The sequence below is a fragment of the Limimaricola variabilis genome (assembly GCF_034371605.1).
Lineage (GTDB): Bacteria > Pseudomonadota > Alphaproteobacteria > Rhodobacterales > Rhodobacteraceae > Limimaricola > Limimaricola variabilis.
Genome location: NZ_CP139691.1, coordinates 1,697,562 through 1,721,484, shown reverse-complemented (window position 1 = coordinate 1,721,484; position 23,923 = coordinate 1,697,562). Strand labels below are relative to the sequence as shown.

The following is a 23,923-nucleotide window of genomic DNA, read 5'->3' as shown; positions in this document are numbered from 1 at the left end:
GCGGCGTCGCGCTTGGCGGCGCCGCTTTCCCTCTCTGCTGAAGGAGCATCCACATGACGCAGAAAACCGTCGCCCTGGCTTCCGCCCTGGGCCTTCTCGCCTCGATCGACCCGGCCGCCTATGCCGCCGGTACCGTCACCACCGGCTGGATCAGCGCCGGCAACTGGCAGGACTTCATGGCCGTCGTCGCCGCCGGGGACCTCGGCGCCGGTGCCACGCTCGACGCGAAGATCGAGCAAGCCTCAGACAGCGCCGGTACCGGCGCCAAGGACGTCATCGGCGCGGCGATCACCCAGCTGACGCAGGCCGGGGCGGGCAGCAACCGCCAGGCGGTCATCGCGCTGTCGGCCGACGATCTCGACATCGCCAACGGCTTCAACCACTTCCGCTTGTCGATCACCGTCGGCACCGCCGCCTCCGACGCGGGCGGCATGGTCTTCGGGGGCACTTGCCGGTACGGGCCCGCTGCCGATTACGACGCACCGAGCGTGAGCGAGATCGTCATCCTCTGATCCCGCAATCCGGGCGCTCAAGGGCGCTCGGGCTACCCCTTCTTCCACAGGAGAAGCCGCCATGGCTCGCAAGACGAAAACCACGCCGGACGATACCACCCCCACCGCGATCGAAGATGTGGCCACCGCCGCGCCCGTCACCGAATTCGATCCGGCCCTTGCGGCTGGCGCCGATGAGAATACCCCGGCCGACGATACGCTCGCAGCCGACTCCGATCCCGCCGACGCAACTGGTGCCGACGCGGATGCCGCCCCCGACGACGCGACGGCGGCCACCGACGGGACCGAGGTCGATCGGGCGAACCCACGGCCCTCGGCCGAGGATGAGGGCGATGCCCGGTATGGCGAGGCCGATGCGTCCGGCCAGCGTCCCGATGCAGCTGCATCCGTTCCGAGCACCGAGGATCCTGCGCAAGGAGACGCAGACCAGTCGCACGCGCTGGTACCCGACGGCCACATCGCGATCGTCTTCCAGCGCGATCATGTGATCGACGACGGCCTGCAAGGCACGCCGCGCGAGACGCGCTTCGAAAAGGGCGCGCGCCATGTGATGTCGCTGGCCTCGGCGCGCCACTTCACCTCTCGCGGCATCGCGGTCGAGATCTGAGCCGCGCCGATGCCGAGCAAGCAGGTCGAAGACGTCTATAACGCAGGCGGGTTTGATGGCGGACCTTTGGGACGCCCGGCGAAGGTTCGCGCGGAAAGCACCTCGCCGGTCCCCGCGGTCCGTCGCTTGCAAGATGATCTGGGACGCGCCGTCCTGGATGCCCAAGAGCGCGGCGTGACGGGCTCTCAGATCGCGCTCCGCCTCCGTGAATGGGCCGATGCGCTGGAATCCAAGTAGGAGCCGCGCCGATGTCGCTGATCACCGTCCAGGACCCGACCGAGGAGCCTGTCACGCTCGAGCGGGTGAAGGAGCATTGCGGCGTCGATGCCCCCGACCACGATGCCCTGCTGCGCGACTACATCGCGGCCGCTCGGCGCGAGGTCGAGGCGTTCACGCGTCGCCGGCTGGTGACGCAGGTAGTCGAGTACCGCGTCTCGACCTTGGCGGCCGGAGTGCGGCTGCCGCTGGCGCCGGTCCAGAGCGTGGATGCGATAGACTACCTGGCGCAGGACGGCTCGGCGCAGTCGCTCGCAGTGGGCAACTGGCGCCTGACAGGTAGTGCCTCGGCACCCTGCGTGATGCCGCCGGTTCTTTCGACTTGGCCCGTGTCACTCCACGCGCCGGAGAGCGTGACGATCAGGATGACGGCAGGCTATGGCGGCGCCGTCGACATCCCGGCCGACCTGAAGGTCGCGGTGCTACTGCTGGCGGCTCACTACTACGGCAATCGAGGCGACGACGCTCAGGCGCCGGAGATGCCGCCGCACGCCCAGTCGATCCTGCAGCGGCACGTGTTCTGGGTCTGACATGAGGGCCGCAAAACTAGATCGCCGCCTGCAGGTTCGGCGCGCCGCGGTCACCGACAACGGCTTCAACTCGTCTCGGGACTGGAACGCGGCCGACCCGGCCGCCGACAATTTCGGGACGCCGATCTGGGCTCAGAAGACCGACTTGAGTGATGGCGAGCGCTGGCGTGCCGGTGAGGTCGCGGCGCATGTCACGACGCGCTTCGTGGTCCGTTATTCGAGCTTCTCGACCTCGATCGCCCCGACGGACCGGATTGTCTGCGAGGGCGCCGTCTACGAGATCACCGGCATCAAGGAAGGCGAGGGGCGACGGCAATGGCTCGAGATCACCTGCGCGCGGATCGCCTGAGATGGGCGTGACGGTCAAGATCGAGGGTTTGCGGGATCTCGAGCGCGAGCTCGCGAAGCTGCCGAAATCCACCGGCAAGGCGGCGCTGCGGCGGGTGCTGAAGAAAGCGGCGACACCGCTGGCCGAGGACATGCGGAGCCGGGCGCCGACGGGCGACACCGCGACCGACGATCTGGCGGACTCGATTGCGGTCTCGACCAAGCTCTCGACGCGCCAGGCGCGGCTGCATCGCCGGATGTTCCGCAACGATCGGGCGGCGGTCGAGATGTTCGTCGGCCCGGGGCCGCTGCCGCAGGCGGTCTACGCCGAGTTCGGCACGGCGCCGCACATCAACAAGGGGCGCTATGCGGGGACGCAGCACCCGGGCACGGCGCCGCAGCCCTTCGTGCGGCCCGCCTGGGACGCGCAGCGCGGGCCGATGCTGGCGCGGCTGCGGGCCGATCTCTGGGCCGAAATCCGCAAGACGGTGAAGCGCGCCGAGGCGCGCGCCGCCAAGGCGAAGCGCTGAGCTTGGCTCGCAGATGGAGGCAGCATGACCCACTACACGGCAAATAACTCGGATCACCTCGGCACCCGCGTCTTCCTCGACGGCGTCGAGGTCGAGGATGTCTACGAATGTGACGACGCTGAGGGCTGGCTGGTCCGGGCGCGGCGCAATTCCGATGGCAAGCTGATGGCCGATCCTCTTACCTGCGAGGCATTGACCGACCTCCTCTATGGCGTCGTGACTGTCATCCCGCCGGTGCGCTGATGGAGGAGGCTTTCCGCGCCCTCCTGAAGGCCGACGCGGGCGTGACGGCTCTGGCCGGGGCGCGCATCGATTTTGGCGCCGCCTCCGACACCTCGGGCCCCTACCTGGTGCTCTGGACGATCGGTGACGGGGCCGGCCGGACCCTGACCGGCTCGGACGGCCTGTCGCGCGGCCGGGTGCAGGTTGACTGCTACGCGGTCAGCTATGCCGCCGCCAAGCGTCTGTCGCGCGCGGTGCGCGCGGCGCTCGACACGCATCGCGGCGGCGGATTCCGGGCGATCTTCCACGACGCCACCCGCGACACGCGCGAGGGCGGCAACAACGAGGCGGAGCTGCCGTTCCGCATCTCACTCGATTTCCTGACCTATTGGAGGGCTGACCATGCCTGAGACGAAAGCAGATATCGGCTTCGGCGCCGTATTCGGTATCGAGGGCGCCACCCCCGGCACCTACGCGCCGGCGGCCGAAGTGATCGCGATCACCCCGCCGTCGCGCTCGCGCGAGGCGATCGACGCCACCCATCTCAACAGCCCCGATGCCTACCGCGAGTTCATCGCCGGCATCATGGAGGGCGGCGAGGCGTCGCTGACTCTCAACTTCGAGCCCTCCGAGACCGACACGCTGGTCGACGCCTTCGAGGCCGGCAAGGGCAAGTACGAGATCATCTTCCCGAACGGGGTGAAGATGCAGTTCTCGGGGATCTTCACCTCCTACGAGCTCGGCGAGCTGGTCGACAACGACAAGATGACCGCGACCTGCACGATCAAGCAGTCGGGCAAGGCCACGCTGGTGGCGGCGTAATGGCGAACCGGTTCCTGGGCGAGGCCACGGTCGAGGTCGAGGGCGAGCGCTACACGCTGCGCTGCGACTTCAACGCGATGGCCGCATTCGAGGCCGAGAGCGGCAAGGAGGCGCTGGCCTCCTTCCAGGCCGCCGAGACCGGCGGTCTGACGATCACCGACATGCGCGCCATGTTCTGGGCGATGCTGCAGCACCACCACCCGGGCACGACGATCGCGCAGGCGGGCGCGATCATGTCGGAGGACGCGGCCGCGCTGCAGCGCGCGATCCTCGACGCCTCGCCGACCGCGAAGGAGGTTGGGGACGCGGGAAACGGCAAGCGCCGCTCGAGCCGAAAGTCGAAGGCGGTCTAGACTACCTGGCGCTGCTCGAGGGCTACGTCGCGGCCGGGTTCGACCCGGCCGCGTTCTGGTCTCTGACCCCGCGCCTTTACCTGGTGCAGATGCGCGGCGCCCGGGCGCGGCTGACGCGCGAGCAGGAGGGCCGCGCCTGGCAGGCCTGGCACGCCGCCGCCCTGGCACGGGTCAAGACCCTGCCGGACCTGCGCCGCTTCGTGACCGGCCGTGCCCGCGCGGCGCAACGCCAGTCCCCCGTCATGCTGCAGGCCATGTGCGACGCGCTCGCCGCCGCCTGGGGTGCAAAGAAAGGCTGATGTCATGTCGCAATCGGTGATCGGCGCGCTGCGCGTCAACCTCGGGCTCGATTCGGCGCAGTTCGAGAAGGGGCTCGGCTCCGCGAAGCGCCGCCTGGGCGACATGCGCCAGAGCTTCACCGCCTTCGCGTCGCTCGCGGCGGCGGCGGCGGCCGGGCTGAGCGCGCTCACCGCCGCCACCGCGCGCAGCGCCAACGAAATCACCCGGTTCAGCCAGGTCGCGGGCGCGGCTCCCGACGATCTGCAACGCTGGGCGGCGGGCGCCAAGACCGTCGGCGTCGAGCAGGACAAGCTCGCCGACATCCTGAAGGACGTGAACGACCGGATCGGCGACTATGCCGCGACCGGCGCCGGGCCGATGGTCGACTTCTTCGAGAACATCGCGCCCAAGGTCGGGGTGACGGCCGACCAGTTCCGCAAGCTCTCCGGGCCGGACGCGCTGCAGCTCTACGTCTCGAGCCTCGAGAAGGCCGGGGCCAGCCAGCAGGACATGACCTTCTACCTCGAGGCCATGGCCTCCGACGCCACGCTGCTGCTGCCGCTGCTGCGCAACGGCGGTGCCGAGATGCAGCGGCTGGCGGACAATGCCGACAGCCTCGGCGCGGTCATGGACACGCAGACCGTGGCGGTGCTGAACCGCGCGCATCTGGCGCTGCAGGACGTCAGCATGGCGATGCAGGGGCTGGGCAACCGCATCGCCGGGGCATTGGCGCCGACGCTCACCGCCCTGGCCAACGGCTTCGCGGACGCGATGCGCGAGGGCGGCTGGCTGCGTCAGATCACCGATGTGCTGATCGCCAACATCAGCCGTCTTTCGACCTATGTCGCGACGGCCGTCACCTGGTTCGGCGCGCGATACGTCGGGGCGCTGGTTCTGGCTAAGGCCGCGACGCTCGGCCTCACCGGCGCCCTGGGGGCGCTGCGCGGGGCGTTGATGCGCACCGGGATCGGGGCGGTGATCGTCCTGGCGGGCGAGCTGGTCCACCGCTTCGCCACGCTGGCGCAGGCGGCCGGTGGCTTCGGCTCGGCTTTCGCTCTGGTGCAGAAAGTCGCCTACCAGTCGTTCCAGAATATCGACAAGTTCGCCTTCGCGCTCTGGGAGAGCCTCAAGGGCACGGCCAACAGTATCGCGGCCAGCTTCATTAACCGCTTTGCGGATATCGTCGGGGCCTGGGATGACGTGATCCAGCACTTCACCGACATGGGCGTGCCGCGCTGGCTGTTCACCTTCCGTGATGAGGGGTCCGGGCTGGCCGATGATCTGCGCGGCATCGGCTCGAAGTTGCAGGACATATCGGGCGGCAACTTCGCCGAGGCGGCGAAAGGCTTTAATGCCGCAGCTCCCGCGCTGGCCGATATCGATGCGCTGGTCTCGCAACTCGGGGCGACCGCCGCCGAGACGGCGGAAACGGCGGACCAGATGACCGACGCCTTCGGCGGCGGCGCCGGTGGCGGCGGCGGCCTGCCGATCAACACCGGCGACGCCGGCGGCGGGGGTGGCAAGAGCGCGGCCGAGAGCAAGGCGGCGGCCGAGGCGGAAAAGCGCCTGCAGGTGCTGAAGGATCTGCGGGCCGAGCACGAGAAGCTGACCGCCACCCTCAACATGACCGACCTGCAGGCGAAGATCTGGACCGACACCCAGGCGGCGGGCACCACGGCGACCAGCGCGCAGGGGCGGGAGATCGCCCGGCTCAACACCGAGATCGACGCGATGACGCAGGCCAAGGATCGCGCGTCGCAGATGGCCGACACGCTGAAGCAGTCGGCGGGCTCGGCCTTTTCCTCGATCGTCACCGGCGCCGCGAGCGCGAAGGATGCGATCGCGAGCCTCGCGCAGAACCTCGCGAGCATGTTCGCCGACCAGGCCTTCAACTCGATCTGGGGCGCGATCGCGCCCTCGATCCCCGGGGCGATCCCGAGCGTGGCGATCGGGGCCAATGCGCGCGGCACCGCCAACTGGCGCGGCGGACTGACCCGGATCAACGAGCTCGGGGGCGAGATCATGAACCTGCCGCGCGGCACGCAGATCATCCCGCACGACATCTCGAAGCGGATGGCGGACGGCGCGGCCGGCATTGTCGACGTGCGGGTGAGCCTCGACGGCCATCTGCTGCAGGCCGAGATCGCCGGCACCGCCGGGCCGGTCGCGGCGCAGCTGATCCAGGCGAACAACGAGCAGCTCGCGCAGAGCCAGAGGCGGAGCTGAGCATGGCGCTGATCACCCTTCCCGGCGGCATGCGGTTTCGCCAGCGGACGCATTGGCGGCTGCAGACCCGCACCCCGTCCTCAGGCCCCGGCCTCGACGGGCGGCAGCAGTACCTGACCCGCGAGGCGCGGACCTGGTCCTGCAGCTACCAGGTCGAGGGCGGCTGGGATGCTTCGGCCGATGGCGCCTGGGGCGGCTGGCTGTCCTTCCTCGACGATCTGCGCGGGCCGCTGAACAGCTTCCTGCTGCCGGTGCCGAACGGCCGGACGCCTTACGCCGCGCCGGGCGAGATCCTGTTCGTCACCGACTGGAACGGCGGCTTTCTCTACGAGAGCGGTTCGGGCTTCGTGGTGGGTGAGGGCAACCCGACCGTGGCGGCCGATGCGCCGGCGGGCGCGACGATCCTGCAGCTCACCGGGCTGTCGGGCGACTTCCTGCGCCGCGACGCGGTGTTTTCGATCAACGGCTGGCTGCACCGGGTGGCCTCGAACACCGACGGCACGGTGCGGTTCAACCCGCCGCTGCGGGCGCCGGTGACGGCCGGGACGGTGGTCGAGATCGGCGCGCCGAAGGTGCGGGTGCGGTTGCCCTCCGACGACGCCGCCGACGAGGCGCACAACTTCAGCCAGCTGCGCGGTCTCTACATGCTCGACGTGGTCGAGGCCTTCGAGCGATGAGCCTGTTTCTCGAGGGCCAGCCCGACCCGGCCGCGGTCGAGGCGGCGCTGAAGGCCGAAACGGTGGCGCTGATGCTGCTTCTGGAGCTGCGCTTCGCTTCCGGCACGCGCTACCTGAGCAACGCCAACATCCCGTTCACCGACCCCGCCTGGGGGCGCGAGTGGCAGGGCATGGGCGACATGGTCTCGATCGCCGAGATCTCCGGTGGGGCCGAGGAGCTGGCGCCGCTCATCGAGTACCAGCTGGCGCTGCCCTACGAGCTGCTCGCCCCGGGCGAGGTGGGCGTGAACGGCAAGGGCCGGATCCCGGCGCTGGTCGGCAGCCCGGGGGAGTATCTGAACCGCCCGGCGATTCTCTGGGGGCAGATCCTGAGCCGCAGCGCCACCGACGCGCATGGCCGGCCGCTGCCGGTGGGCGTGCCCTTCGCGATCCACACCGGGCTGATGGACCGGGTGAAGGCGAGCTTCGGGCCGAGCCAGGCGCGGCTGACGCTGCCGGTCGAGGGGCCGCTGAGCCGCAAGGGCGCGCCGGTCTTCGGCATGCTGACCCCGCGCGATCAGGCGCGGCGGCATCCCGGCGACCAGGGCCTGCGCTTCGTGCCCGAGGTGACCAACACGGATGTGACATGGACAACCTGGTGAGCGAATTCATCCGGCGCACCGGGGGCGATCCCTGGCGCTGGGGTCAGACCGACTGTGCGCTCTGGCCGGCCTCGCTGGTGGCCGAGATCACCGGCCGGGATCCGGCGGCGGATCTGCGCGGCACCTACGACACCGCCTTCGGCTGCCGGCAGGTGCTGCTGCGCGCCGGTGGGCTGGCCGGTCTGTCGCGTCGACTGATGGCCGGCTTCCGGACGGGCGAGACCGAGACCGGCGTCGCGGTGGCGCGGCTCGAGGGGCAGGTGTTGTGCGGCGTGCTGCGCGGCGGTCGGCTGGTGATCAAGACCGATGGCGGGGTGCGCATGACCCGCGATTTTACGCTGCTGACCGGATGGGGGCTCGACTGATGCCGCAGGCGCTCGCCTTCGTCTTTCCCGCGACCTTCGCCGCCGGCGGCACCGCCGCGCTGATCACCGCCTCGGGCACGCTGACCGCGCTCGGCGTGGTGACCAGCATCGGCGCGTCGGTGGCGCTGTCTGTGGCGCTGCGCCCCGATGCGCCGGCGCAGACCACGCCCGACAACATCAAGCTGCAGCGCGAGCAGGCGGTGGGGCCCCGCATTCGCCACTACGGCCGGGTGCGCGTCGGCGGGCAGGTGGTGTTCCGCCGCGCGCAACAGGGCTTCATGTGCGAGCTGATCGCGCATGGCCACGGCCGGATCGACGGGATCGAGGGCTACTATCTCGACAAGGCCGAGGTGGCGATCGACGGCGACGGCTACGTGACCGACGATCAATACATCACCCGCTCCGGCGTGGGTGACAGCACGGTGAAGTCGCGGGTGCGGATCCTGACCCGGCGCGGGGCGGTGCCCTCCGGGCACTATACGGTGCTCGAGGGCCGCTGGCCGCAGTTCGACGCCAGCCACCGGCTCGACGGGCTCTGGACCACGCTGCTGATTTCCGAGCAGGTCAAGCCCGAGCAGTTCCGCGAGGTCTACCCGAACGGCCGTCCGCCCGAGATCGAGATCGTCGCGCGCACCTCGCGGCTGCGCGATCCGCGCTCTGGTGCGACGGCCTATTCCGACAACGCCGCGCTGGCGGTGGCCGACCTGATCGAGCACCCGGACGGCTTCAACCTCGCGGGGATGGTCGACGACACGGTGCTGGTCGGCGCCGCCAATGACGCCGATGACGCGATCCCGCTGGCCGCCGGCGGTACCGAGCCGCGCTATCGTCTGGCGGGCAGCTACGCGCTGTCGGAAAAGCCCGGCGACGTGCTGCGTCGGATGCTCGATGCCTGCAACGGCGACGTGCAGCTCATGCCCTCGGGCAAGATCGGCGTGCATGTCGGCAAGTGGCGCGAACCGAGCGTCACGATTGCCGAGAGCGAGATCATCGAGTTGCAAAGCTGGGAGGCCGGGCAGGACCGGCTCGAGCGCTACACCGAGCTGCCCTGGGTCTACACCGATCCGGCCCTGGGCTACCAGCAGACCACGGGCGAGGCCTGGGTCGACGCGGCGCGCGAGGCCGAGAACGGCGAGATCGCGGTCGGGCCGCAGCTCGATCTGTCCTTCGCGCCGAGTGCAGGGCAGGGCGCGCGCTGCGCCAAGCACCGGATCGAGGCCGACAACCCGGGCCACGTGCTGACGATTGCCTGCAAGCCTTCCGCGATGCGGGCGATCTTCGAGCGCTACGTGTCGATCGACATGCTGGAGCTGCCGGCGGTGGCCTGGCGGATCCGGCGCTACCGCCTCGACCTTAGCAGCGGCCGGGTGGTGCTGCAGCTGCGCAGCTTCGACCCGGCGGCGCTGTCCTGGTCGGTGGCCGAGGAACCCGATCCGGTGGCGCTGCCCGAGCCCGATACCTCCGAGGGTCTGCCGGTGCCCGCCAACTTCGCCGCCGCCGGCGCCGGGCGCCGCACCGCGCAGAACGCCTTCACCGCCGGGATCGGCCTGCAGTGGGATGCGCCCGAGTCGGACGCGCTCGCGCCGGTGGCGCAATACGCCCCGGCGGGCAGCGGCGCCTGGGAGGCCTGGCCGCTGCCAGGTTCGGCCACCTCGGCGCTGATCTCGCCGCTCGACGACGGGGCCGACTACGACCTGCGGCTGGCCTTCGAGACGTCCGACGAGCGGCGCAGTGCCTGGGCGGTCATCAATGGTGTCACGGCCTCGGCCGATGCCAGCGCGCCGGCGCCGCCGACCGATCTGGCGGTGAGCGACGAGACCGGCGGCTCGGCGCGGGTGTCGCTGGTCACGAGCACGAGCCCTGGCCTGTGGAAGACCATCGTCTATCGCGGCGGGGTCGAGGTCGGCACCTTCTTCGATGCGCCGGGCACGGCGATCGCCTTCTTCGACAGCCCCGGCGCCGGCAGCTTCAGCTGGACCGCGCGCTCGATCAACGTCTCGGGCAAGCCGAGCGCGAGCGACGCCGGGCCTGTCTCGCAAACCATCACCTGACGGAGCGCCCCATATGGCCAATTACAAGACGACGGACGAAACGCGCGCGCTGCTCGGGGTGGACGCGCTCGAGCGGGCGCTCGGGGCGCTGCAGACCGCCTCGGCGCTCGGCTATCCGGTCTTCGGCAGCACCGCTGAGGGGCTCGCGGCGACCGCCTCCGGGGGTGGGTTCTCGGTGCGCATCGGCGGCGATCTGGTGCTCTACCGCGACAGCGCCGGCGCGGCGGTCGAGGTGGCGCGGTTGCCGCTGGCCGAGCGCGTGACCGCGCTCGAGGCGGTCGGCATCGACGGCTACACCCGCAAACAGGCAGTGGTGGCCGCTGCGACCGGCAACGTCGCGCTGACCGGGGCCTATGCGGTCGACGGCCGCACCATGTCGAACGGCGATCGCTACCTGGCGCCGGCGCAGACCAACGCTGCGCAGAATGGCGTCTATGTCTACAACAGCGCCGGGGCGCACGCGCGGGCGACCGACATGAACGCCGCCGCCGAAGTGGTCGGCTCGGCTTTCGAGGTGACGGATGGCGTGACCAATGCCGGCAAGGTCTACAAGACACCCTCGGTAGTGGCCACGCTCGGGACCGACCCGATCACCTTTCTGGTGATCGGCGACGCCAGCGCGATCCGGGCGGAGATCGCGAAATTCACCCCGACCTTCGCTTATACGACCGGCGACCGCTCGGCGTCGATCACGGGGTATTCCACGGCGGGGGCCATTTTCAAAGGCACGGCCACCAACCTGGTCAACGGCAGCAAGGTGGCCGACGCCAGCAACGCCGCGCAGTTTTCGGGGACCATGGCGGGCAAGGCGCTGACGTTCGATTTCGGGCGGGCATCGCGCTACATTTTCAGCGCAATCCGCTTCTGGTGGAACGGGCAGCGCAGCCAAGGCAGCGTCAAGATCCAGGTGAGCAACGACAATGCGTCTTGGCTGGACGTGAGCGGGTCGATCAACTGGGGCGCGGCGCTGACGCAATCGGGCAGCGACTACTACGAAGAGCACCCGCTGACGCTGACGCAGGAGGGGCCGCTTCTGCCGGGCTATCGCTACCTGCGCATTCTCGGCGTGAGCGGCAGCGGCGTGGCGATCGAGTGGCTGACGGAGGTGGAGTTCAAGACCGCCACAGCGGCGGACCACAACTCGATCGCCGAACAGGCCCCGGCCGGCGGAAAGATCGGCGGCGCACTGGTCAAGGCGAACGCCAATGATTTCGAGGTGGTCTGGGCCGATCCGCGCGACGATCTCGGCCCGCGCCGGGCGCTGGCGGATATCGAGCGGCTTCTGGCGTCCGAGCGGTACTCCGAGGCGCGGATGCACGCCGACAGCGTGCATGGGGCCGACACCAAAAGCGGTCTGTCGAGCGCGTTGGCGAAGAAAACCATCGGCGGGCTTCTGGCGCTCAACCCCGCCAAGTCCGACAGCCTCGGGCTGCGGGCCGGGTCGGTGTTCACCGATGCGACCATCGAGCCGCCGAATGGCATTCGCAAGATCATCGGCTTCGGTGAGGGCGCCTTGCCGTTGATCGAGTGCGCCCCTGCGGTGTCGGCGGGCAGCTTCACCGCATCCTCGGGCAATGCGAACACCTATGAGGTGACGCTGACCCGCGAGGTGCTGTCCTACATCAACGACCCGCAATATCAGATGTGGGAGGTTTCAGGCGGGGTTCGCAAGGAGCTGCGCCCGCAGGCCAGCGTCTCGGCTGTCGTCTCGACCCCCGGCTCGGTGTATTTCTCCAGCCGCACGGGCGCCACGACCACCGCCTATGTGCATCCCTATGGCTCGACCGATCCGCGCAGCGACGGCAAGACCTACCGGGCGTCCAAGCTCAAGGCGGGCGTGGGGGTCAACGGCGACAGCGGGGCCACGACGAACCCCGCCTTTGACGGTCAGTATATCGAGGGCATCCACGCCTCGGGGCAGGTGGACGGTCACGGCTCGATCCTGTCGGGCGACGACGCCACGCTTAAGCGGTGTCTCGCCTCCTACGGCAACAAGCATAACATCATCTTCAAGTCGGGCTACGCCGAGGACAGCATCGCCTATGGGTGGGGCAGCGCCCCGGTCAACGGGCAGATCGCATGGACGATCTTCCGCTATGACGCCGAAGGCCGGAAAGCCCGACTCAATCGGTGCATGTCGATCTCGACGGAATACGAGCGCGGCGGCACGGCCTTCTACTGCCACGGATCTCTTGGCCCGAACGGCATGGATTTTTCCGAGATCGTTCTGGATCAATTCGTGGCGCTCGACAGCGGGTCGATCGAGGCGGCGGCAAAGACGCAGCTATACCGCGATGTCCTGGTGCGCAGCCGCAGCGACAGCACCAAGGCGCTGAACGGCATCACGGTCCGTGCCGACCAGCCGCTTTGCGAGATCGAACGGATGATTTTCTGGGCGGTGCGGGATGGCAATGGGGCTGTGCGGCGACCTAACCCGCCGGGCCAAAACCCTTCGACGGCCAATCTGATGACCGTCAAAAACAGCGTGTTCAACGAGTTGCTCGGCGGCAACACGATTTCCGCCGGTATCGTCAACGTGCTGCAAGACACCACGGCCCATGTCGAAAGCAACATGTTCGTGTGTCGCTCGCGAATTGCCTTCAACGTGGCAAGCACGGCCTTCGGCTCCGGATCGACGTTCAAGAGCAATATCGTTCTTGGGTATCGCCCCGACGCCAACATCGCCCTGATGACCTACCCGGGGGATGCGAACCTGACGGTGGATTACAACGTGTATATCCAGCCGTTTTCGTCGCGCACGGTTCAGATGGTCGCGGGCGGGACCACCTACAACATTCTGTCGCAGGCGGATTTCGCGGCCTACAAGTCCGGCTCGGGAAAGGATGCAAACAGCATCTTCATCGGGGCCGACGAGGCCGAGGACCTGTTCGCGGCCGGTGTGGCGGGGGTGCTGGCGGGTGATCTGCGGCTCAACCCGCTATGCGGGCTGACCTTCACCGATGGCAAGAAGGTGGTCGACCAAGCGGGCATCCGCGAGCATCTCGACTGGAACCGCCGGGCAATCGTGCCGGGCGCGCCGAGCCGCATTCCGATGCCGCCGCAGACGCTGGCCGAAGCGGAGGCATACTGTCGAACTCCGGCGCTGTGGGATTGGTATAAGGCGTAACGCTGCATGCCCAATCCATCGCCGCCTTCCGGGAGATCGGCGGGCGCACCTCCTCCTCAAGCTGCCGCAACCGCAAACAGGGTTACCGCACTCTATCCCGGCTGATCCGGAGCCTCCCTTGACCCACAACGCTCACGACCGCCACGAGGCCGCGACATGAACATCCTCGACGAGATCTCCCGCCTCCTCGGCGCCGCGCCCGAGCACGTCTCCGCCCTGATCCTCTCGGGCGCGGGCGGTGCGCTCGTGCGCGCTCTGTCGCTGCCGGAGGAAAGCTGGACCCGCCGGGCACTGCACGGCGTCGTCGGCGCCGTCTCCGCCATCTTCCTGGGTGGCGTGGCCGGGCACCTGATCGACGCGATGACCGGCTCGGGGATCTACGCCTACCTCGCCGCGGGCTTCCTGATGGGCGAGGGTGGCATCGCGGCTGTGCATGCGCTCCGGCGCCGACTGCTGCCGTCCGGAGGGAAGGATAATGCCTGACCTCATGCTCACCGCGCACACACTGTCCTCAGGCGCGCTCGTCGTCGTCTGCTGGTGGCTTGCCCATCAGAATGCGCTCCTCGCCAAGCCACCCGCGCGCGTCATCGCCTTCGGCTATGCCTGGGTCAGCCTGACGGTTCTGGTCACCGCCTTCCTGCGCTTCGGCGACGAGGCGCGCGACATCTGGATCATCGCCTCGAAGGTGGGCCTGACCTTCACCTTCTGCGCCGTATCCTGGCGCCGGCACATGTGGCGCCGGCTGCGCAAGCAGGCCACCGCGCGCCGGCAACGCCGCCGGGCCTGAACTCTCCGACCTTTCCGACCACCGGCCCCGCCAGCGGGGTCTCTTCGCATGGGGGATCACCATGAAGATCAGCGACCGGGGCCTGCTCGAGATCGCCGAGCACGAGGGCATCGTGCCTGCGCCCTATTACGACAGCGTGGGCGTCCTGACCTACGGCATCGGGCACACGAAAAACGCCGGCGGCATCGACCCGGCGGATCTGCCGCGCGGCATGCCGGCCGATCTCGACGCGGCCATCGACCACGCGATCGAGGTCTTCCGGGCCGACATCGCGAGCTACGAGGCGCGGGTGAACGAGGCGATCAAGGTGCCGCTCGCGCAGCACCAGTTGGATGCGCTCGGATCCTTCGACCTGAACACCGGTGGCATCTACCGCGCGATCCTGACGCGGCAGATCAACGCCGGCGATCCGAAGGCCTCAGAGCACTTCTTCGGCTGGCTCCGGCCACCGGAAATCCGCAAGCGCCGGACGGCCGAGAAGCGGCTCTTCGACACGGGCGACTACGACTGGAACGGCGACGACATCGCGATCTGGCGCGTCGACGCGCGCGGCAAGCTGCGTGGCGTGCTGAAGACCATCTCCGGTGCCGAGCTGCTCGAGCGCATGCAGCGCCCAGCGGTGGCGCCGATCGAGGCCGGGCAGGAGGCCGCGACCTCCGACGACCTCATCGCCCGGATCCACGCGCTGACCGGCGCGCATCTCGCTCGGACGGCGGCCTGACCATGCAGCTCGGCAGCAAACTCCGTGGCCTGCAAGGTGGCCGGGTGGGCTTCATGTGCCCCGGCTGCGGCACGATGCACGTGGTCACCATCGATGGCGACCGCCCCCCGCACTGGGACTGGAACGGCGACGCCGACGCGCCGACCTTCCAGCCCTCGGTGCTGGTGACGATGCCCGATCCGGACAGGCCGGGCGTCAACCTCTCCATCTGCCACAGCTTCGTGCGAGACGGCCGGATCCAGTTCCTCGGCGACAGCACCCATGCGCTCGCCGGGCAAACCGTCGACCTCCCCGATTTCTACCCCGCTCAGAAAGGAGCATGACCATGACCAACTACAAATCCGCCCTGCAGTCCCTGACCATCTGGGGCGGCCTCGCCGCCGTTGTCGCGGCCCTGGTGCAGATCATCTGGGGCGTGGCCGTCTCGCCCGCCGATCAGGTCTCGCTGGGCCAGCATGCGGCGGAGATCGCCTCGGGCGTGGGTGGCATCCTGGCGATCATCGGGCGGATCCGTGCGACCGCGAAGATCGGCGGGGGGCGCGGCTGATGCCAGCGCGTATCCTCGCTCTCGATCGCTGTCCCGTCCCTTGCCCTACGCCGGCCTGATACAAGACCGCCCGCCGGGATGACCGGCGGGCGGTTCTTCATTCGCCGAGAGCGGCTCCAGCTTCTGCACCGGGGGCGGGCGGCACCGGCATCCAGTGGGTCGGTCGGGGGACGCTGCGATCTTGCGAGTAGAACCAGAGCCCCCGCGAGGCGATCCAGTAGGCGACGTATGTTCCGGCCCATTCATCGCCATGCTCGGTGCGCAGCAATACGAGGCGACCATCCTTCGGCGCGGTGCTGATGTCCCGCCAGATCGAGGGAGCCGGGGTAGGGGATAGGGCGGCGAGAATGCTGGTCTCATAGTCGGCTTGCGCTTCGGCTTGGGCGTCTTCCAATGTCATGAAATAGTCGCCTATTGCCGCGTCGGCGCGCTCAAGGCCAAATGTGCTCCCGTGAAACGTAATGCGGTATGGGCTGGATAGCCAAACTGGCTGATCCCATGCTCCGGTTGTTGTCTCGATCCACTTGAGCGGCTTCACCCTCACCTCCCCCGCCGGGGAGTAGTCGGGGCGGACGTATTCGGCTGTGCGGCCCGTCTCGGGGTTGGGTTCTGCTAGGCCCCCTAGCATCTCTGGTATGAGGTAAACACGAACGGGCGTGTTCGTCGGGCTGTCAGCGGTCATGTCGTTTTCCGGCAATGGGGGTCTCGCGCTCCCGACGTTTCAGATGGGCGGCATGGGCATTCAGCCATCCGGCGCAGACCGTGACGCGGCCGTGTCTCGCGTCCGGTGCCTCGTAGATCTCGGCCCAGCGGTATGGGTCGGCCTGCTCGGGCGAGCCCTTCCGGAACGCGCAGTCGTCGCAGGGCTCGGCCTCGGGCCAGTCGCGGGTCTCCACGTCCTGGACACGCCCGCAGGCATTGCAGCGGCCCATGAGGATCTTGCTGTCGCAGAGGCGGGTGGTGATCATGTCGCGCGAGCCGCAACCGCCGCAGCGGCCGGCTTCGTCGCCTTCGTAGTCAGGGCGCATGGTGGCCTCTTGTTGTGGCGGGTGGGGGCGAGTCCGGGCGATCTGGCGCTTGCCGCCCCTCCCTGAACACCTGGGGCAGCGGTCATAACGGACGGGCCTCCCCCTTCGGGCGACGACGCCGGTTCCGCCGCAGCGGCGACACATCTTGGCGATGCCACCGGCGCGGAGTAAGTTGCGCCAATTCATGGCGCGACCGTCGTGGAAACAATCATCAGCTTCATGGACTTCCTAAGAGTGGTAGGTCAGGTGGAAAGATGGTTGCTCATGGGGTCGCTACGCATGATTTACGCGCATGTAGGGCATGTGGTTGATTTTTAGGGAATTCTGGTGCCGGCCGCGGGCACCAACGGAATTTGACGAAGGACGGATCATGACCGGGGTCACCTTGATTTCGACGGGCGGCACCATCGCCTCGCGCCATTCCGAGGCCGAGGGCGCGGTGGTGGCGGGGCTGGGCGGCAGCGCGCTGCTCGCGGCGCTGCACGACCCGCTCGAGGGGATCGAGGTGCGGGTCGAGGAGTTCCGCGAGCTCAACAGCTTCGCCCTGACGCTCGCAGATGCGCATGGCCTCGTCGCGGCGATCCGTGCGGCGCTGGCACAGCCCGATTGCGCCGGCGTGGTCGTCACCCACGGTACCGACACGATGGAGGAGAGCGCCTATCTCGCCGACATCCTCGTGGATGGTGACAAACCGGTGGTCTTCACCGGGGCGCAGCGCCACGCGGGCGATCCCGACAGCGACGGGCCGCGCAACATCGCCGACGCGATCCGCGTCGCGGCCTCTCCGGCGGCGCGCGGTATCGGCGCGGCGATCGTCTTCGAGGGCGAGATCCACGCCGCGCGCGACGTCACCAAGGCGCATGCCTCGCGCACTGACGCCTTCCGCTCGCCCGGACTGGGCAAGATCGGCGAGGTCGATCTGGACGAGGTGCATCTCTATCGCCATCCCGGTCCGCGCCGGGTGGTCGAGGATGCGGGCCTCGTCGAGGAGGTCGAGCTGATGCGCATGGCGCTTGGCATGACCCCGGCCTTTCTCGACTACTGCGCCGCCAATGGCGCGCGTGGGGTCGTGATCGAGGGCTTCGGTCGCGGCAATGCCCCGCGCGGCTTCGCGCAGGCGGTGGCGCGGCTCACCGAGGCGGGGGTGCCGGTGCTGGTCGCGTCGCGCTGCGGCGAAGGCCGGACGCGCACGGTCTATGGCGGCGACAGCGGAGCCGCGACGCTGGTCGGGGCAGGCGCGATGCTCACCGGGACGCTGTCGGGCCTCAAGGCGCGGCTGCTGCTCTCGGCGCTGCTGGCGGCCGGTGTCGGGCGAGACAGGATCGCGGCGGCGCTGGCACGGGCCTGAACCGGTCAGATCAGGCTGCGGTCGCGCGCCATCATCGCCGCCTGGGTACGGTTCCGCGCGCCCAGCTTGCGGCACAACGTCTTGACGTGCAGCTTGACCGTCACCTCCTGGATCTCGTGATCACGGGCGATCTCCTTGTTCGATTTCCCCTCGGTCAACCCCTGCAGCACTTGCCGCTCGCGCGGGGTGAGCAGGTGCCGCTCCGTGGGAGCATCGTTGGCGCTCAGGAAGTCGTGCGGCGCGTAGGTTTCGCCCATCGCCATGAACTTCACGGCGTTGACCAGCGACCGCGCGGTCATGGTCTTGGGCACGAACCCGGCTGCCCCGGCGGCGAGCGCGGCTTCGGCCACAGCGCGGTCGGCGATGCCCGACATCAGCGCCACCGGGTTGCCGCCGGCGAGGTCGAGCGCGGCCTGTAGCCCGTTCAGCCCCTCCATGCCGGGCATCATGTAGTCGAGCAGCACCAGCTCGAAGGGCCCGGCCCGCTGCATCTCGGTCATGGCGGCGGTGTGGCTGTCGCATTGGATCACCCGCATGCCGCCGTCGCGCTCCAGAAGAGCCGCCATCATTTCCCGCACCAGACCATGATCGTCGGCGATCAGAATTCGCATTTCACCCTCCGGTGGTGGCAAGGACTGGTCAGATCCCTTATGCGGCAAGAACCTTGACGAATTCGGGCAACGGTGTGTCCGGCTGCCCGATCATGCGCGTGACGGTGCGTCGCTTCCGTCGCGCCGCCTCCCGGCTCCGCTGCCGGGCGACCCTATGCGGACAGGTCGGCGACCCTACCCATCTGAGTAAGAAGCTCTCCCAATGCGAAGTGGCCTTGGGGATAGAGTTGGGGCATTTTCCTGGAGATGCAACCGGAAGGCGATAACGCATGTTCAGGACTGCACTCATTCCCTTGTTCTTTCTGCTTCTGGCTGTCCTGCCTCTCCCGCTTTCCGCCGAGACGGGCCTGCCGCTGCAGGTGACCGGGCCGGATCGAACGGTGACACTGTTCGACCTCGAGGCGCTCGATGCGCTGCCGCAGGAGAGCTTCGTCACCGGCACGATCTGGACCGACGGCCAGGCACAATTCTCCGGCGTGCCACTGGCGGCGCTGCTCGATCGGACCGGTATCGCGGGCATGGCTGACCAGGTGGAACTGGTGGCGCTGAACGACTACCGGATCGAGATTCCGGTCGCGGAGATCGATCCGAACGCGCCGATCATCGCGACCCGGGTCGATGGCCGGGCCATGCCAGTGCGCGAGAAGGGGCCGTTCTGGCTGGTCTATCCCTATGACCGGGATTCGCGCTACCGCACCGAGACGACCTTCGCGCGCAGCATCTGGCAACTCACGCAGGTCAACGCCGCACGCTGAGAGGGTGAAAATGGTGGCGACCATCGCGGCCCGGTGGCACGAGAATCGTCGTACGCCGGCCGGACTTGGTATAGAATATTACCTCTAGCCAAAGGACTCACCGAATTCATCGTTGTCAGGCCCGCCGTATCGGCGCGGCCCATGCGAGTGATCGTCATGAAACGTGCAATGCTCGGAGCCGCCCTCGCCGGGGCGCTCGTGCTCTCCGGTCTCGCGACGGCGCAGGCCAAACGCCGCCCCGCCCTTTCCCCGCAACCCCCTTCGGCCCAGCTCGACGAAGATGCAGCCGCCGCCGCCTTGGCGCGGCTGACCCCGCATGAATGGCGGCAGGTGCGCCGCTGGATCGCCGCTTGCCTCGACGAACGTCCCCGCGACGCGCCGCCGCTTCCTCCAATGGAGATCACCCTGCGGATCGGTTCCGACCGGCTGCTCGGGCTGCTGCCCGCCTCGGTCGGCGACAGCCGTCCGCCGGGCGCGGCCAAGATGGCGCCCGCTAGGCTCGAAGCGGCCCTCGCCGAGTGCGGCGCGCCAGCGCTCTACGCGCCGCCCGGTCCCGATCCGCTCGACCTGCTGATGCGGATCAACCCGGTCACCGGAGAGAGCCAGCCTGTCCGCCGACTCCCCTGAAACCCGTGGGGCGGCGTGCCACGCGCGGCACGGATCGCGTGTTCCGCACGAACTTCCCGCATCGTAACCTGTTGACCCGCCACGGCGGTTGACTTTCACGGGCAAGAGATCAGCCTTAGGCGCACAGATCGCCTAGGCGATCCATGATAATGTAAAACCCGAAGGGAGAGACCGCATGAACATCCGTATCGCAGGCGCCGCGGCGGCGCTGGCGCTGGTCGCCGGCGGCGCATCGGCCCAGGACAACCAGACCTTCATCTCGATCGGCACCGGTGGCGTGACCGGCGTTTACTACCCGACCGGCGGTGCGATCTGCCGTCTGGTGAACCGTGGCCGCGCCGATCACGGCATCCGTTGCGGCGTCGAGTCGACCGGCGGTTCCGTCTACAACATCAACGCGCTGCGCTCGGGCGAGCTGGAATTCGGCGTCGCCCAGTCCGACTGGCAGTTCCACGCCATCGAGGGCACTTCGCAGTTCGAGGAGCAGGGGGCCTTCGAGGACCTGCGCGCGGTGTTCTCGGTCCACCCCGAGCCCTTCACCGTCGTGGCCCGTGCCGATGCCGGCATCGAGACCTTCGAGGATCTCAAGGGCAAGCGCGTCAACGTCGGCAACCCGGGCTCCGGCCAGCGCGGCACCATGGAAGTGCTGATGGAGGCCATGGGCTGGACCATGGACGACTTCCAGCTGACCTCCGAGCTGCAGGCAGCCGAGCAGAGCCAGGCGCTGTGCGACAACAACATCGACGCGATGGTCTACACTGTCGGCCACCCGTCGGGCTCGATCCAGGAAGCCACCACCGCCTGCGACGCGGTGCTGGTGGACGTCTCCGGCGAGGCCGTCGACAAGCTCGTCGAGGAGAACCCCTACTACCGCACCGCCACCATCCCGGGCGGCATGTATCGCGGCAATGACGAGGACACCGCGACCTTCGGCGTCGGCGCGACCTTCGTGACCTCGGCCACCGTGCCCGAGGAGGTCGTCTACGAGGTGACCAAGGCGGTGTTCGAGAACTTCGACCAGTTCAAGGGCCTGCACCCGGCCTTCGCCGATCTCACCAAGGAAGAGATGGTCGCCGATGGTCTCTCCGCCCCGTTGCATGCGGGCGCCGAGAAGTACTATCGCGAGGCCGGGCTGATCGAGTGATCGCCAGACAACGCTGAATGATTGGCCGGGGCGCGTGTGAAACGCGCCCCGGCCCGACCCGTCTCGGCGACGGGGTTTCGGGACAACATGAGAGGGAGCGCGTCCGATGGCAGAGCAGCGCGAGGACCGGGACGACCGGCAATTTTCGGACGACGACCTTCAGGATCTCGTCACCAGCAGCGATTCCGGCGCCCGCGCGCCCGTGAACCGCGCCACCGCGATGCTGATCGCCGGCACCGCCATGGCCTGGTCTCTGTTCCAGCTCTGGATCGCCCAGCCGCAGCTGTGGTTCGGGGCCTACCTGCCGGTCCTCAACTCCTCGCAGACGCGGCCCATCCACCTCACCTTCGCGATCTTCCTGGCCTTCCTCGCCTATCCGGCCTTCAAGTCGAGCCCCCGGCACAAGGTGCCGCTGGTCGACTGGGCGCTGGCCCTGATCGGCGCCTTCTGCGCCTTCTACGTCTTCTGGTTCTCAGACACGCTGGCGATGACCGCGCGCTCAGGTCTGCCCACGCAGGCGCAGGTGATCATCGGCTCGGTCGGCATCCTGGTGCTGCTCGAGGCCTCGCGCCGGGCGCTCGGCCCGGCCCTCACCGTGGTCGGCGGCCTGTTCCTCGCCTATGCCTATTTCGGCACCGGCTGGCTCATTCCCGATCTCGTCGAGCACGAAGGGCTGTCCTTCACCTCGCTGATCAACGCGCAATGGCTCGACACGGCGGGTGTCTTCGGCATTCCGCTGGGAGTCTCGACGGCCTTCGTCTTCCTCTTCGTGCTGTTCGGCTCGCTCTTGGACAAGGCGGGCGCGGGCAACTACTTCATCCAGCTCGCATTCGCGGGTCTGGGCCACCTGCGCGGCGGCCCGGCCAAGGCCGCCGTCGTCGGCTCGGCGATGACCGGCCTGATCTCGGGCTCGTCCATCGCCAACGTGGTCACCACCGGCACCTTCACCATTCCGCTGATGAAGCGGGTGGGCTTTTCCAAGGAGCAGGCGGGCGCCGTCGAGGTGGCTTCCTCGGTCAACGGCCAGATCATGCCTCCGGTGATGGGCGCGGCCGCCTTCCTGATGGTCGAGTTCATCGGCATCTCCTATCTCGAGGTGATCAAGCACGCCTTCATCCCGGCGGTGATCTCCTACATCGCGCTGGTCTACATCGTGCATCTCGAGGCGCTGAAGCGCGGCATGCCGGCGCTGGGCGAAAGCAAGAGCTTCTCCGGCATGATCATCAAGTTCGCGCTGGGCTTCGTGGTGGCAGGCGTCGGCTTCACCGCGCTGATCTACGGCGTTGATGCGCTTGAAGGCGCGCTGCCCTCGCTGGCCGCGCCGGTGATGATGATCGTTCTCGGCCTCGTCTATCTCGGCCTTGTCGCGGTGGCGGCCAAGCGGCCGGACCTCGCCATGGACGACCCCTCCGACGAGGAGATCCGCCTGCCGACAGTGGGCGAGGTCTATGCCACCGGCCTGCACTACGTGCTGCCGATCCTGGTGCTGGTGTGGTTCCTGATGGTCGAGCGGCAGAGCCCGGCCAAGTCGGCCTTCTACGCTACCTGCCTGATGCTGCTGATCATCGTCACCCAGCGTCCGCTCAAGGCGCTGTTCCGGGGGCAGGGGAGCCACCTCGCCTCCGAGTTCGCGGCCGGTTTCCACGATCTGCGCGACGGTCTCGTCGCGGGCGCGCGCAACATGATCGGCATCGGCGTGGCCACGGCGGCCGCCGGCATCATCGTCGCCACCGTCACCAAGACCCCGATCGGCACCGAACTCGCCGGTCTCGTCGAGCAGCTCTCGGGCGGCATCCTGATCCTAATGCTGATCTTCGTGGGGCTGTTCTCGCTAATCCTTGGCATGGGGCTGCCGACCACGGCGAACTACATCGTGGTGTCGTCGCTGATGGCCTCGGTCGTGGTCAATCTCGGTGCGCAGGAGGGGCTGATCGTGCCGCTGATCGCGGCGCATCTCTTCGTGTTCTACTTCGGCATCATGGCCGACGTGACGCCGCCCGTGGGCCTCGCGAGCTTTGCGGCGGCTGCCGTCTCGGGTGGCGACCCGATCAAGACCGGCTTCACGGCCTTCTTCTATTCGCTGCGGACCGTCGCGCTGCCCTTCCTGTTCATCTACAACCCGGCGCTGATCCTCTACGGCATCGATCTTGGTACGTGGTTCGGAATCGGGCAGGCGGTGTTCATCTTCGTGGTGGCGACCTTCGCGATGCTGCTCTTTGCCGCCGCGACGCAGGGCTATTTCCTCGCGCCCTCGAAGATCCATGAATCCGCCGCGCTCCTGCTGGTGGCCTTCACGCTGTTCGTGCCGGGCTTCTGGCTCAACCAGATCCAGAGCCCGTTCCAGACCTTCCCCCCGGCCGAGTTCGAAACGGCGGTGGCCGAGGCCGATCCGGGCGACACGCTGCGGCTCAGGATCGAGGGGCCGGACTTCACTTCCGGCGCAATGACCGAGACCACGCTGGTGATGCAGGTGGCCGAAGGCGAGGTGGCGGAGCGGATCGACGCCTCTGGGCTCCTGCTCTTCCCCGAGGGTGACACGATGCGGCTCGACGAGCCGATGTTCGGCACCACCGCGGCCGAGAAGCTGGCGAATTTCGACTTCTATTCCGACACGCCGGTGGCGCTGTCGCAGATCCAGGCCCCGCGCGAGCGGATCACGAAGTACGTGTTCTACATTCCGGCCCTGCTGTTGCTGGCGGGGGTGGTGCTGCTCCAGCGCCGCCGCCAGACCGTGCCGGCCTTCTGAGACGCGAAACGGCGCCCTGCATAGGCAGGGCGCCGTCCATGACCGCGAGACGCGCCCTTTGGCC

Annotated in this window: 30 protein-coding genes; 27 read left to right on the top strand and 3 right to left on the bottom strand. The window is 68.4% G+C overall.

Annotation, left to right across the window (positions count from 1 at the left end; translation table 11 throughout):
- The first annotated feature begins 53 nt into the window (after positions 1-53).
- The 22 genes from T8T21_RS08490 (at position 54) to T8T21_RS08385 (ending at position 15,600) form a co-directional block, all read left to right on the top strand.
- On the top strand, positions 54-512 hold the full coding sequence (locus tag T8T21_RS08490) for a hypothetical protein (RefSeq protein ID WP_322335264.1): 459 nt from the start codon (positions 54-56) through the stop codon (positions 510-512).
- Positions 513-573: 61 nt separating this feature from the next.
- Positions 574-1,119 (top strand): hypothetical protein, encoded by a 546-nt coding sequence (locus T8T21_RS08485; protein WP_322335263.1) that lies wholly within the window; start codon positions 574-576, stop codon positions 1,117-1,119.
- 9 nt (positions 1,120-1,128) lie between these two features.
- On the top strand, positions 1,129-1,356 hold the full coding sequence (locus T8T21_RS08480; RefSeq protein WP_322335262.1) for a hypothetical protein: 228 nt from the start codon (positions 1,129-1,131) through the stop codon (positions 1,354-1,356).
- Positions 1,357-1,367: 11 nt separating this feature from the next.
- Entirely contained in the window at positions 1,368-1,925 is a 558-nt protein-coding gene (locus T8T21_RS08475; RefSeq protein ID WP_322335261.1) for a head-tail connector protein, read from the top strand.
- A gap of 1 nt (position 1,926) precedes the next feature.
- Entirely contained in the window at positions 1,927-2,274 is a 348-nt protein-coding gene (locus T8T21_RS08470; RefSeq protein WP_322335260.1) for a head-tail adaptor protein, read from the top strand.
- A gap of 1 nt (position 2,275) precedes the next feature.
- Positions 2,276-2,782, top strand: a complete 507-nt coding sequence (locus tag T8T21_RS08465; protein WP_322335259.1) for an HK97-gp10 family putative phage morphogenesis protein — start codon at positions 2,276-2,278, stop codon at positions 2,780-2,782.
- Positions 2,783-2,806: 24 nt separating this feature from the next.
- Positions 2,807-3,025, top strand: coding sequence for a hypothetical protein (locus T8T21_RS08460; RefSeq protein ID WP_322335258.1), 219 nt, complete (start codon positions 2,807-2,809; stop codon positions 3,023-3,025).
- The gene (locus tag T8T21_RS08455) at positions 3,025-3,414 is read left to right on the top strand and encodes a DUF3168 domain-containing protein (RefSeq protein ID WP_322335257.1); all 390 of its coding nucleotides are present in this window, start codon (positions 3,025-3,027) and stop codon (positions 3,412-3,414) included. The genes T8T21_RS08460 and T8T21_RS08455 overlap by 1 nt, the downstream gene beginning before the upstream one ends.
- On the top strand, positions 3,407-3,826 hold the full coding sequence (locus T8T21_RS08450) for a phage tail tube protein (RefSeq protein ID WP_322335256.1): 420 nt from the start codon (positions 3,407-3,409) through the stop codon (positions 3,824-3,826). The genes T8T21_RS08455 and T8T21_RS08450 overlap by 8 nt, the downstream gene beginning before the upstream one ends.
- On the top strand, positions 3,826-4,179 hold the full coding sequence (locus T8T21_RS08445) for a GTA-gp10 family protein (RefSeq protein ID WP_322335255.1): 354 nt from the start codon (positions 3,826-3,828) through the stop codon (positions 4,177-4,179). Before T8T21_RS08450 ends, T8T21_RS08445 begins: the two co-directional genes overlap by 1 nt.
- Before the next feature lie 89 nt (positions 4,180-4,268).
- Positions 4,269-4,478 (top strand): hypothetical protein, encoded by a 210-nt coding sequence (locus T8T21_RS08440; RefSeq protein WP_322335254.1) that lies wholly within the window; start codon positions 4,269-4,271, stop codon positions 4,476-4,478.
- Between the two features lie 4 nt (positions 4,479-4,482).
- Positions 4,483-6,684, top strand: coding sequence for a phage tail tape measure protein (locus T8T21_RS08435; RefSeq protein WP_322335253.1), 2,202 nt, complete (start codon positions 4,483-4,485; stop codon positions 6,682-6,684).
- 2 nt (positions 6,685-6,686) lie between these two features.
- On the top strand, positions 6,687-7,361 hold the full coding sequence (locus T8T21_RS08430; protein WP_322335252.1) for a hypothetical protein: 675 nt from the start codon (positions 6,687-6,689) through the stop codon (positions 7,359-7,361).
- Complete coding sequence (locus T8T21_RS08425) at positions 7,358-8,002, top strand: hypothetical protein (RefSeq protein ID WP_322335251.1); 645 nt, start codon at positions 7,358-7,360, stop codon at positions 8,000-8,002. The genes T8T21_RS08430 and T8T21_RS08425 overlap by 4 nt, the downstream gene beginning before the upstream one ends.
- Positions 7,999-8,367: a DUF6950 family protein gene (locus T8T21_RS08420; protein WP_322335250.1), complete on the top strand. Its 369-nt coding sequence runs from the start codon at positions 7,999-8,001 to the stop codon at positions 8,365-8,367. Before T8T21_RS08425 ends, T8T21_RS08420 begins: the two co-directional genes overlap by 4 nt.
- A complete protein-coding gene (locus tag T8T21_RS08415; RefSeq protein WP_322335249.1) occupies positions 8,367-10,418 on the top strand; it encodes a phage tail protein in 2,052 nt (683 codons plus the stop codon). Before T8T21_RS08420 ends, T8T21_RS08415 begins: the two co-directional genes overlap by 1 nt.
- A 13-nt stretch (positions 10,419-10,431) precedes the next feature.
- Positions 10,432-13,545, top strand: a complete 3,114-nt coding sequence (locus T8T21_RS08410) for a hypothetical protein (RefSeq protein ID WP_322335248.1) — start codon at positions 10,432-10,434, stop codon at positions 13,543-13,545.
- A gap of 156 nt (positions 13,546-13,701) precedes the next feature.
- Positions 13,702-14,028, top strand: a complete 327-nt coding sequence (locus T8T21_RS08405) for a hypothetical protein (protein ID WP_322335247.1) — start codon at positions 13,702-13,704, stop codon at positions 14,026-14,028.
- Between the two features lie 4 nt (positions 14,029-14,032).
- Complete coding sequence (locus T8T21_RS08400) at positions 14,033-14,332, top strand: hypothetical protein (protein ID WP_322335246.1); 300 nt, start codon at positions 14,033-14,035, stop codon at positions 14,330-14,332.
- A gap of 61 nt (positions 14,333-14,393) precedes the next feature.
- Complete coding sequence (locus T8T21_RS08395; protein ID WP_322335245.1) at positions 14,394-15,053, top strand: lysozyme; 660 nt, start codon at positions 14,394-14,396, stop codon at positions 15,051-15,053.
- 2 nt (positions 15,054-15,055) lie between these two features.
- A complete protein-coding gene (locus T8T21_RS08390) occupies positions 15,056-15,376 on the top strand; it encodes a DUF6527 family protein (RefSeq protein WP_322335244.1) in 321 nt (106 codons plus the stop codon).
- Between the two features lie 2 nt (positions 15,377-15,378).
- The gene (locus T8T21_RS08385; RefSeq protein ID WP_090113110.1) at positions 15,379-15,600 is read left to right on the top strand and encodes a hypothetical protein; all 222 of its coding nucleotides are present in this window, start codon (positions 15,379-15,381) and stop codon (positions 15,598-15,600) included.
- Between the two features lie 97 nt (positions 15,601-15,697).
- Here T8T21_RS08385 and T8T21_RS08380 read toward each other — a convergent pair whose 3' ends face one another.
- Together T8T21_RS08380 and T8T21_RS08375 are read right to left on the bottom strand one after the other, a co-directional pair.
- Positions 15,698-16,138 (bottom strand): hypothetical protein, encoded by a 441-nt coding sequence (locus tag T8T21_RS08380; protein ID WP_322335243.1) that lies wholly within the window; start codon positions 16,136-16,138, stop codon positions 15,698-15,700.
- Positions 16,139-16,271: 133 nt separating this feature from the next.
- Positions 16,272-16,628 (bottom strand): hypothetical protein, encoded by a 357-nt coding sequence (locus tag T8T21_RS08375; protein ID WP_322335242.1) that lies wholly within the window; start codon positions 16,626-16,628, stop codon positions 16,272-16,274.
- A gap of 370 nt (positions 16,629-16,998) precedes the next feature.
- Between T8T21_RS08375 and T8T21_RS08370 the strand changes: the two genes are divergently transcribed.
- On the top strand, positions 16,999-17,976 hold the full coding sequence (locus T8T21_RS08370) for an asparaginase (protein WP_322335241.1): 978 nt from the start codon (positions 16,999-17,001) through the stop codon (positions 17,974-17,976).
- Positions 17,977-17,981: 5 nt separating this feature from the next.
- Here the strand turns inward: T8T21_RS08370 and T8T21_RS08365 are convergent, their stop codons facing one another.
- Positions 17,982-18,587: a response regulator transcription factor gene (locus tag T8T21_RS08365; RefSeq protein WP_322335240.1), complete on the bottom strand. Its 606-nt coding sequence runs from the start codon at positions 18,585-18,587 to the stop codon at positions 17,982-17,984.
- A 269-nt stretch (positions 18,588-18,856) separates the two neighbouring features.
- Here T8T21_RS08365 and T8T21_RS08360 point away from each other — a divergent pair, with 269 nt between their 5' ends.
- From T8T21_RS08360 to T8T21_RS08345, 4 genes are all read left to right on the top strand, one after another.
- Complete coding sequence (locus T8T21_RS08360; protein ID WP_322335239.1) at positions 18,857-19,342, top strand: molybdopterin-dependent oxidoreductase; 486 nt, start codon at positions 18,857-18,859, stop codon at positions 19,340-19,342.
- Between the two features lie 156 nt (positions 19,343-19,498).
- Positions 19,499-19,969, top strand: a complete 471-nt coding sequence (locus T8T21_RS08355; RefSeq protein WP_322335238.1) for a hypothetical protein — start codon at positions 19,499-19,501, stop codon at positions 19,967-19,969.
- A 175-nt stretch (positions 19,970-20,144) separates the two neighbouring features.
- Positions 20,145-21,113 carry a TAXI family TRAP transporter solute-binding subunit gene (locus T8T21_RS08350; RefSeq protein WP_322335237.1) on the top strand — a complete coding sequence of 323 codons (969 nt, stop codon included), beginning with the start codon at positions 20,145-20,147 and terminating at the stop codon, positions 21,111-21,113.
- Between the two features lie 106 nt (positions 21,114-21,219).
- Entirely contained in the window at positions 21,220-23,859 is a 2,640-nt protein-coding gene (locus T8T21_RS08345) for a TRAP transporter permease (protein WP_322335236.1), read from the top strand.
- Positions 23,860-23,923: the final 64 nt, after the last annotated feature.

Coding starts and splice junctions, on each gene's coding strand:
- T8T21_RS08490 (WP_322335264.1), top strand. CDS start 54: ATGACGCAGAAAACCGTCGCCCTGGCTTCCGCCCTGGGCCTTCTCGCC.
- T8T21_RS08485 (WP_322335263.1), top strand. CDS start 574: ATGGCTCGCAAGACGAAAACCACGCCGGACGATACCACCCCCACCGCG.
- T8T21_RS08480 (WP_322335262.1), top strand. CDS start 1,129: ATGCCGAGCAAGCAGGTCGAAGACGTCTATAACGCAGGCGGGTTTGAT.
- T8T21_RS08475 (WP_322335261.1), top strand. CDS start 1,368: ATGTCGCTGATCACCGTCCAGGACCCGACCGAGGAGCCTGTCACGCTC.
- T8T21_RS08470 (WP_322335260.1), top strand. CDS start 1,927: ATGAGGGCCGCAAAACTAGATCGCCGCCTGCAGGTTCGGCGCGCCGCG.
- T8T21_RS08465 (WP_322335259.1), top strand. CDS start 2,276: ATGGGCGTGACGGTCAAGATCGAGGGTTTGCGGGATCTCGAGCGCGAG.
- T8T21_RS08460 (WP_322335258.1), top strand. CDS start 2,807: ATGACCCACTACACGGCAAATAACTCGGATCACCTCGGCACCCGCGTC.
- T8T21_RS08455 (WP_322335257.1), top strand. CDS start 3,025: ATGGAGGAGGCTTTCCGCGCCCTCCTGAAGGCCGACGCGGGCGTGACG.
- T8T21_RS08450 (WP_322335256.1), top strand. CDS start 3,407: ATGCCTGAGACGAAAGCAGATATCGGCTTCGGCGCCGTATTCGGTATC.
- T8T21_RS08445 (WP_322335255.1), top strand. CDS start 3,826: ATGGCGAACCGGTTCCTGGGCGAGGCCACGGTCGAGGTCGAGGGCGAG.
- T8T21_RS08440 (WP_322335254.1), top strand. CDS start 4,269: ATGCGCGGCGCCCGGGCGCGGCTGACGCGCGAGCAGGAGGGCCGCGCC.
- T8T21_RS08435 (WP_322335253.1), top strand. CDS start 4,483: ATGTCGCAATCGGTGATCGGCGCGCTGCGCGTCAACCTCGGGCTCGAT.
- T8T21_RS08430 (WP_322335252.1), top strand. CDS start 6,687: ATGGCGCTGATCACCCTTCCCGGCGGCATGCGGTTTCGCCAGCGGACG.
- T8T21_RS08425 (WP_322335251.1), top strand. CDS start 7,358: ATGAGCCTGTTTCTCGAGGGCCAGCCCGACCCGGCCGCGGTCGAGGCG.
- T8T21_RS08415 (WP_322335249.1), top strand. CDS start 8,367: ATGCCGCAGGCGCTCGCCTTCGTCTTTCCCGCGACCTTCGCCGCCGGC.
- T8T21_RS08410 (WP_322335248.1), top strand. CDS start 10,432: ATGGCCAATTACAAGACGACGGACGAAACGCGCGCGCTGCTCGGGGTG.
- T8T21_RS08405 (WP_322335247.1), top strand. CDS start 13,702: ATGAACATCCTCGACGAGATCTCCCGCCTCCTCGGCGCCGCGCCCGAG.
- T8T21_RS08400 (WP_322335246.1), top strand. CDS start 14,033: ATGCTCACCGCGCACACACTGTCCTCAGGCGCGCTCGTCGTCGTCTGC.
- T8T21_RS08395 (WP_322335245.1), top strand. CDS start 14,394: ATGAAGATCAGCGACCGGGGCCTGCTCGAGATCGCCGAGCACGAGGGC.
- T8T21_RS08390 (WP_322335244.1), top strand. CDS start 15,056: ATGCAGCTCGGCAGCAAACTCCGTGGCCTGCAAGGTGGCCGGGTGGGC.
- T8T21_RS08385 (WP_090113110.1), top strand. CDS start 15,379: ATGACCAACTACAAATCCGCCCTGCAGTCCCTGACCATCTGGGGCGGC.
- T8T21_RS08375 (WP_322335242.1), bottom strand. CDS start 16,628: ATGCGCCCTGACTACGAAGGCGACGAAGCCGGCCGCTGCGGCGGTTGC.
- T8T21_RS08370 (WP_322335241.1), top strand. CDS start 16,999: ATGACCGGGGTCACCTTGATTTCGACGGGCGGCACCATCGCCTCGCGC.
- T8T21_RS08365 (WP_322335240.1), bottom strand. CDS start 18,587: ATGCGAATTCTGATCGCCGACGATCATGGTCTGGTGCGGGAAATGATG.
- T8T21_RS08360 (WP_322335239.1), top strand. CDS start 18,857: ATGTTCAGGACTGCACTCATTCCCTTGTTCTTTCTGCTTCTGGCTGTC.
- T8T21_RS08355 (WP_322335238.1), top strand. CDS start 19,499: ATGAAACGTGCAATGCTCGGAGCCGCCCTCGCCGGGGCGCTCGTGCTC.
- T8T21_RS08350 (WP_322335237.1), top strand. CDS start 20,145: ATGAACATCCGTATCGCAGGCGCCGCGGCGGCGCTGGCGCTGGTCGCC.
- T8T21_RS08345 (WP_322335236.1), top strand. CDS start 21,220: ATGGCAGAGCAGCGCGAGGACCGGGACGACCGGCAATTTTCGGACGAC.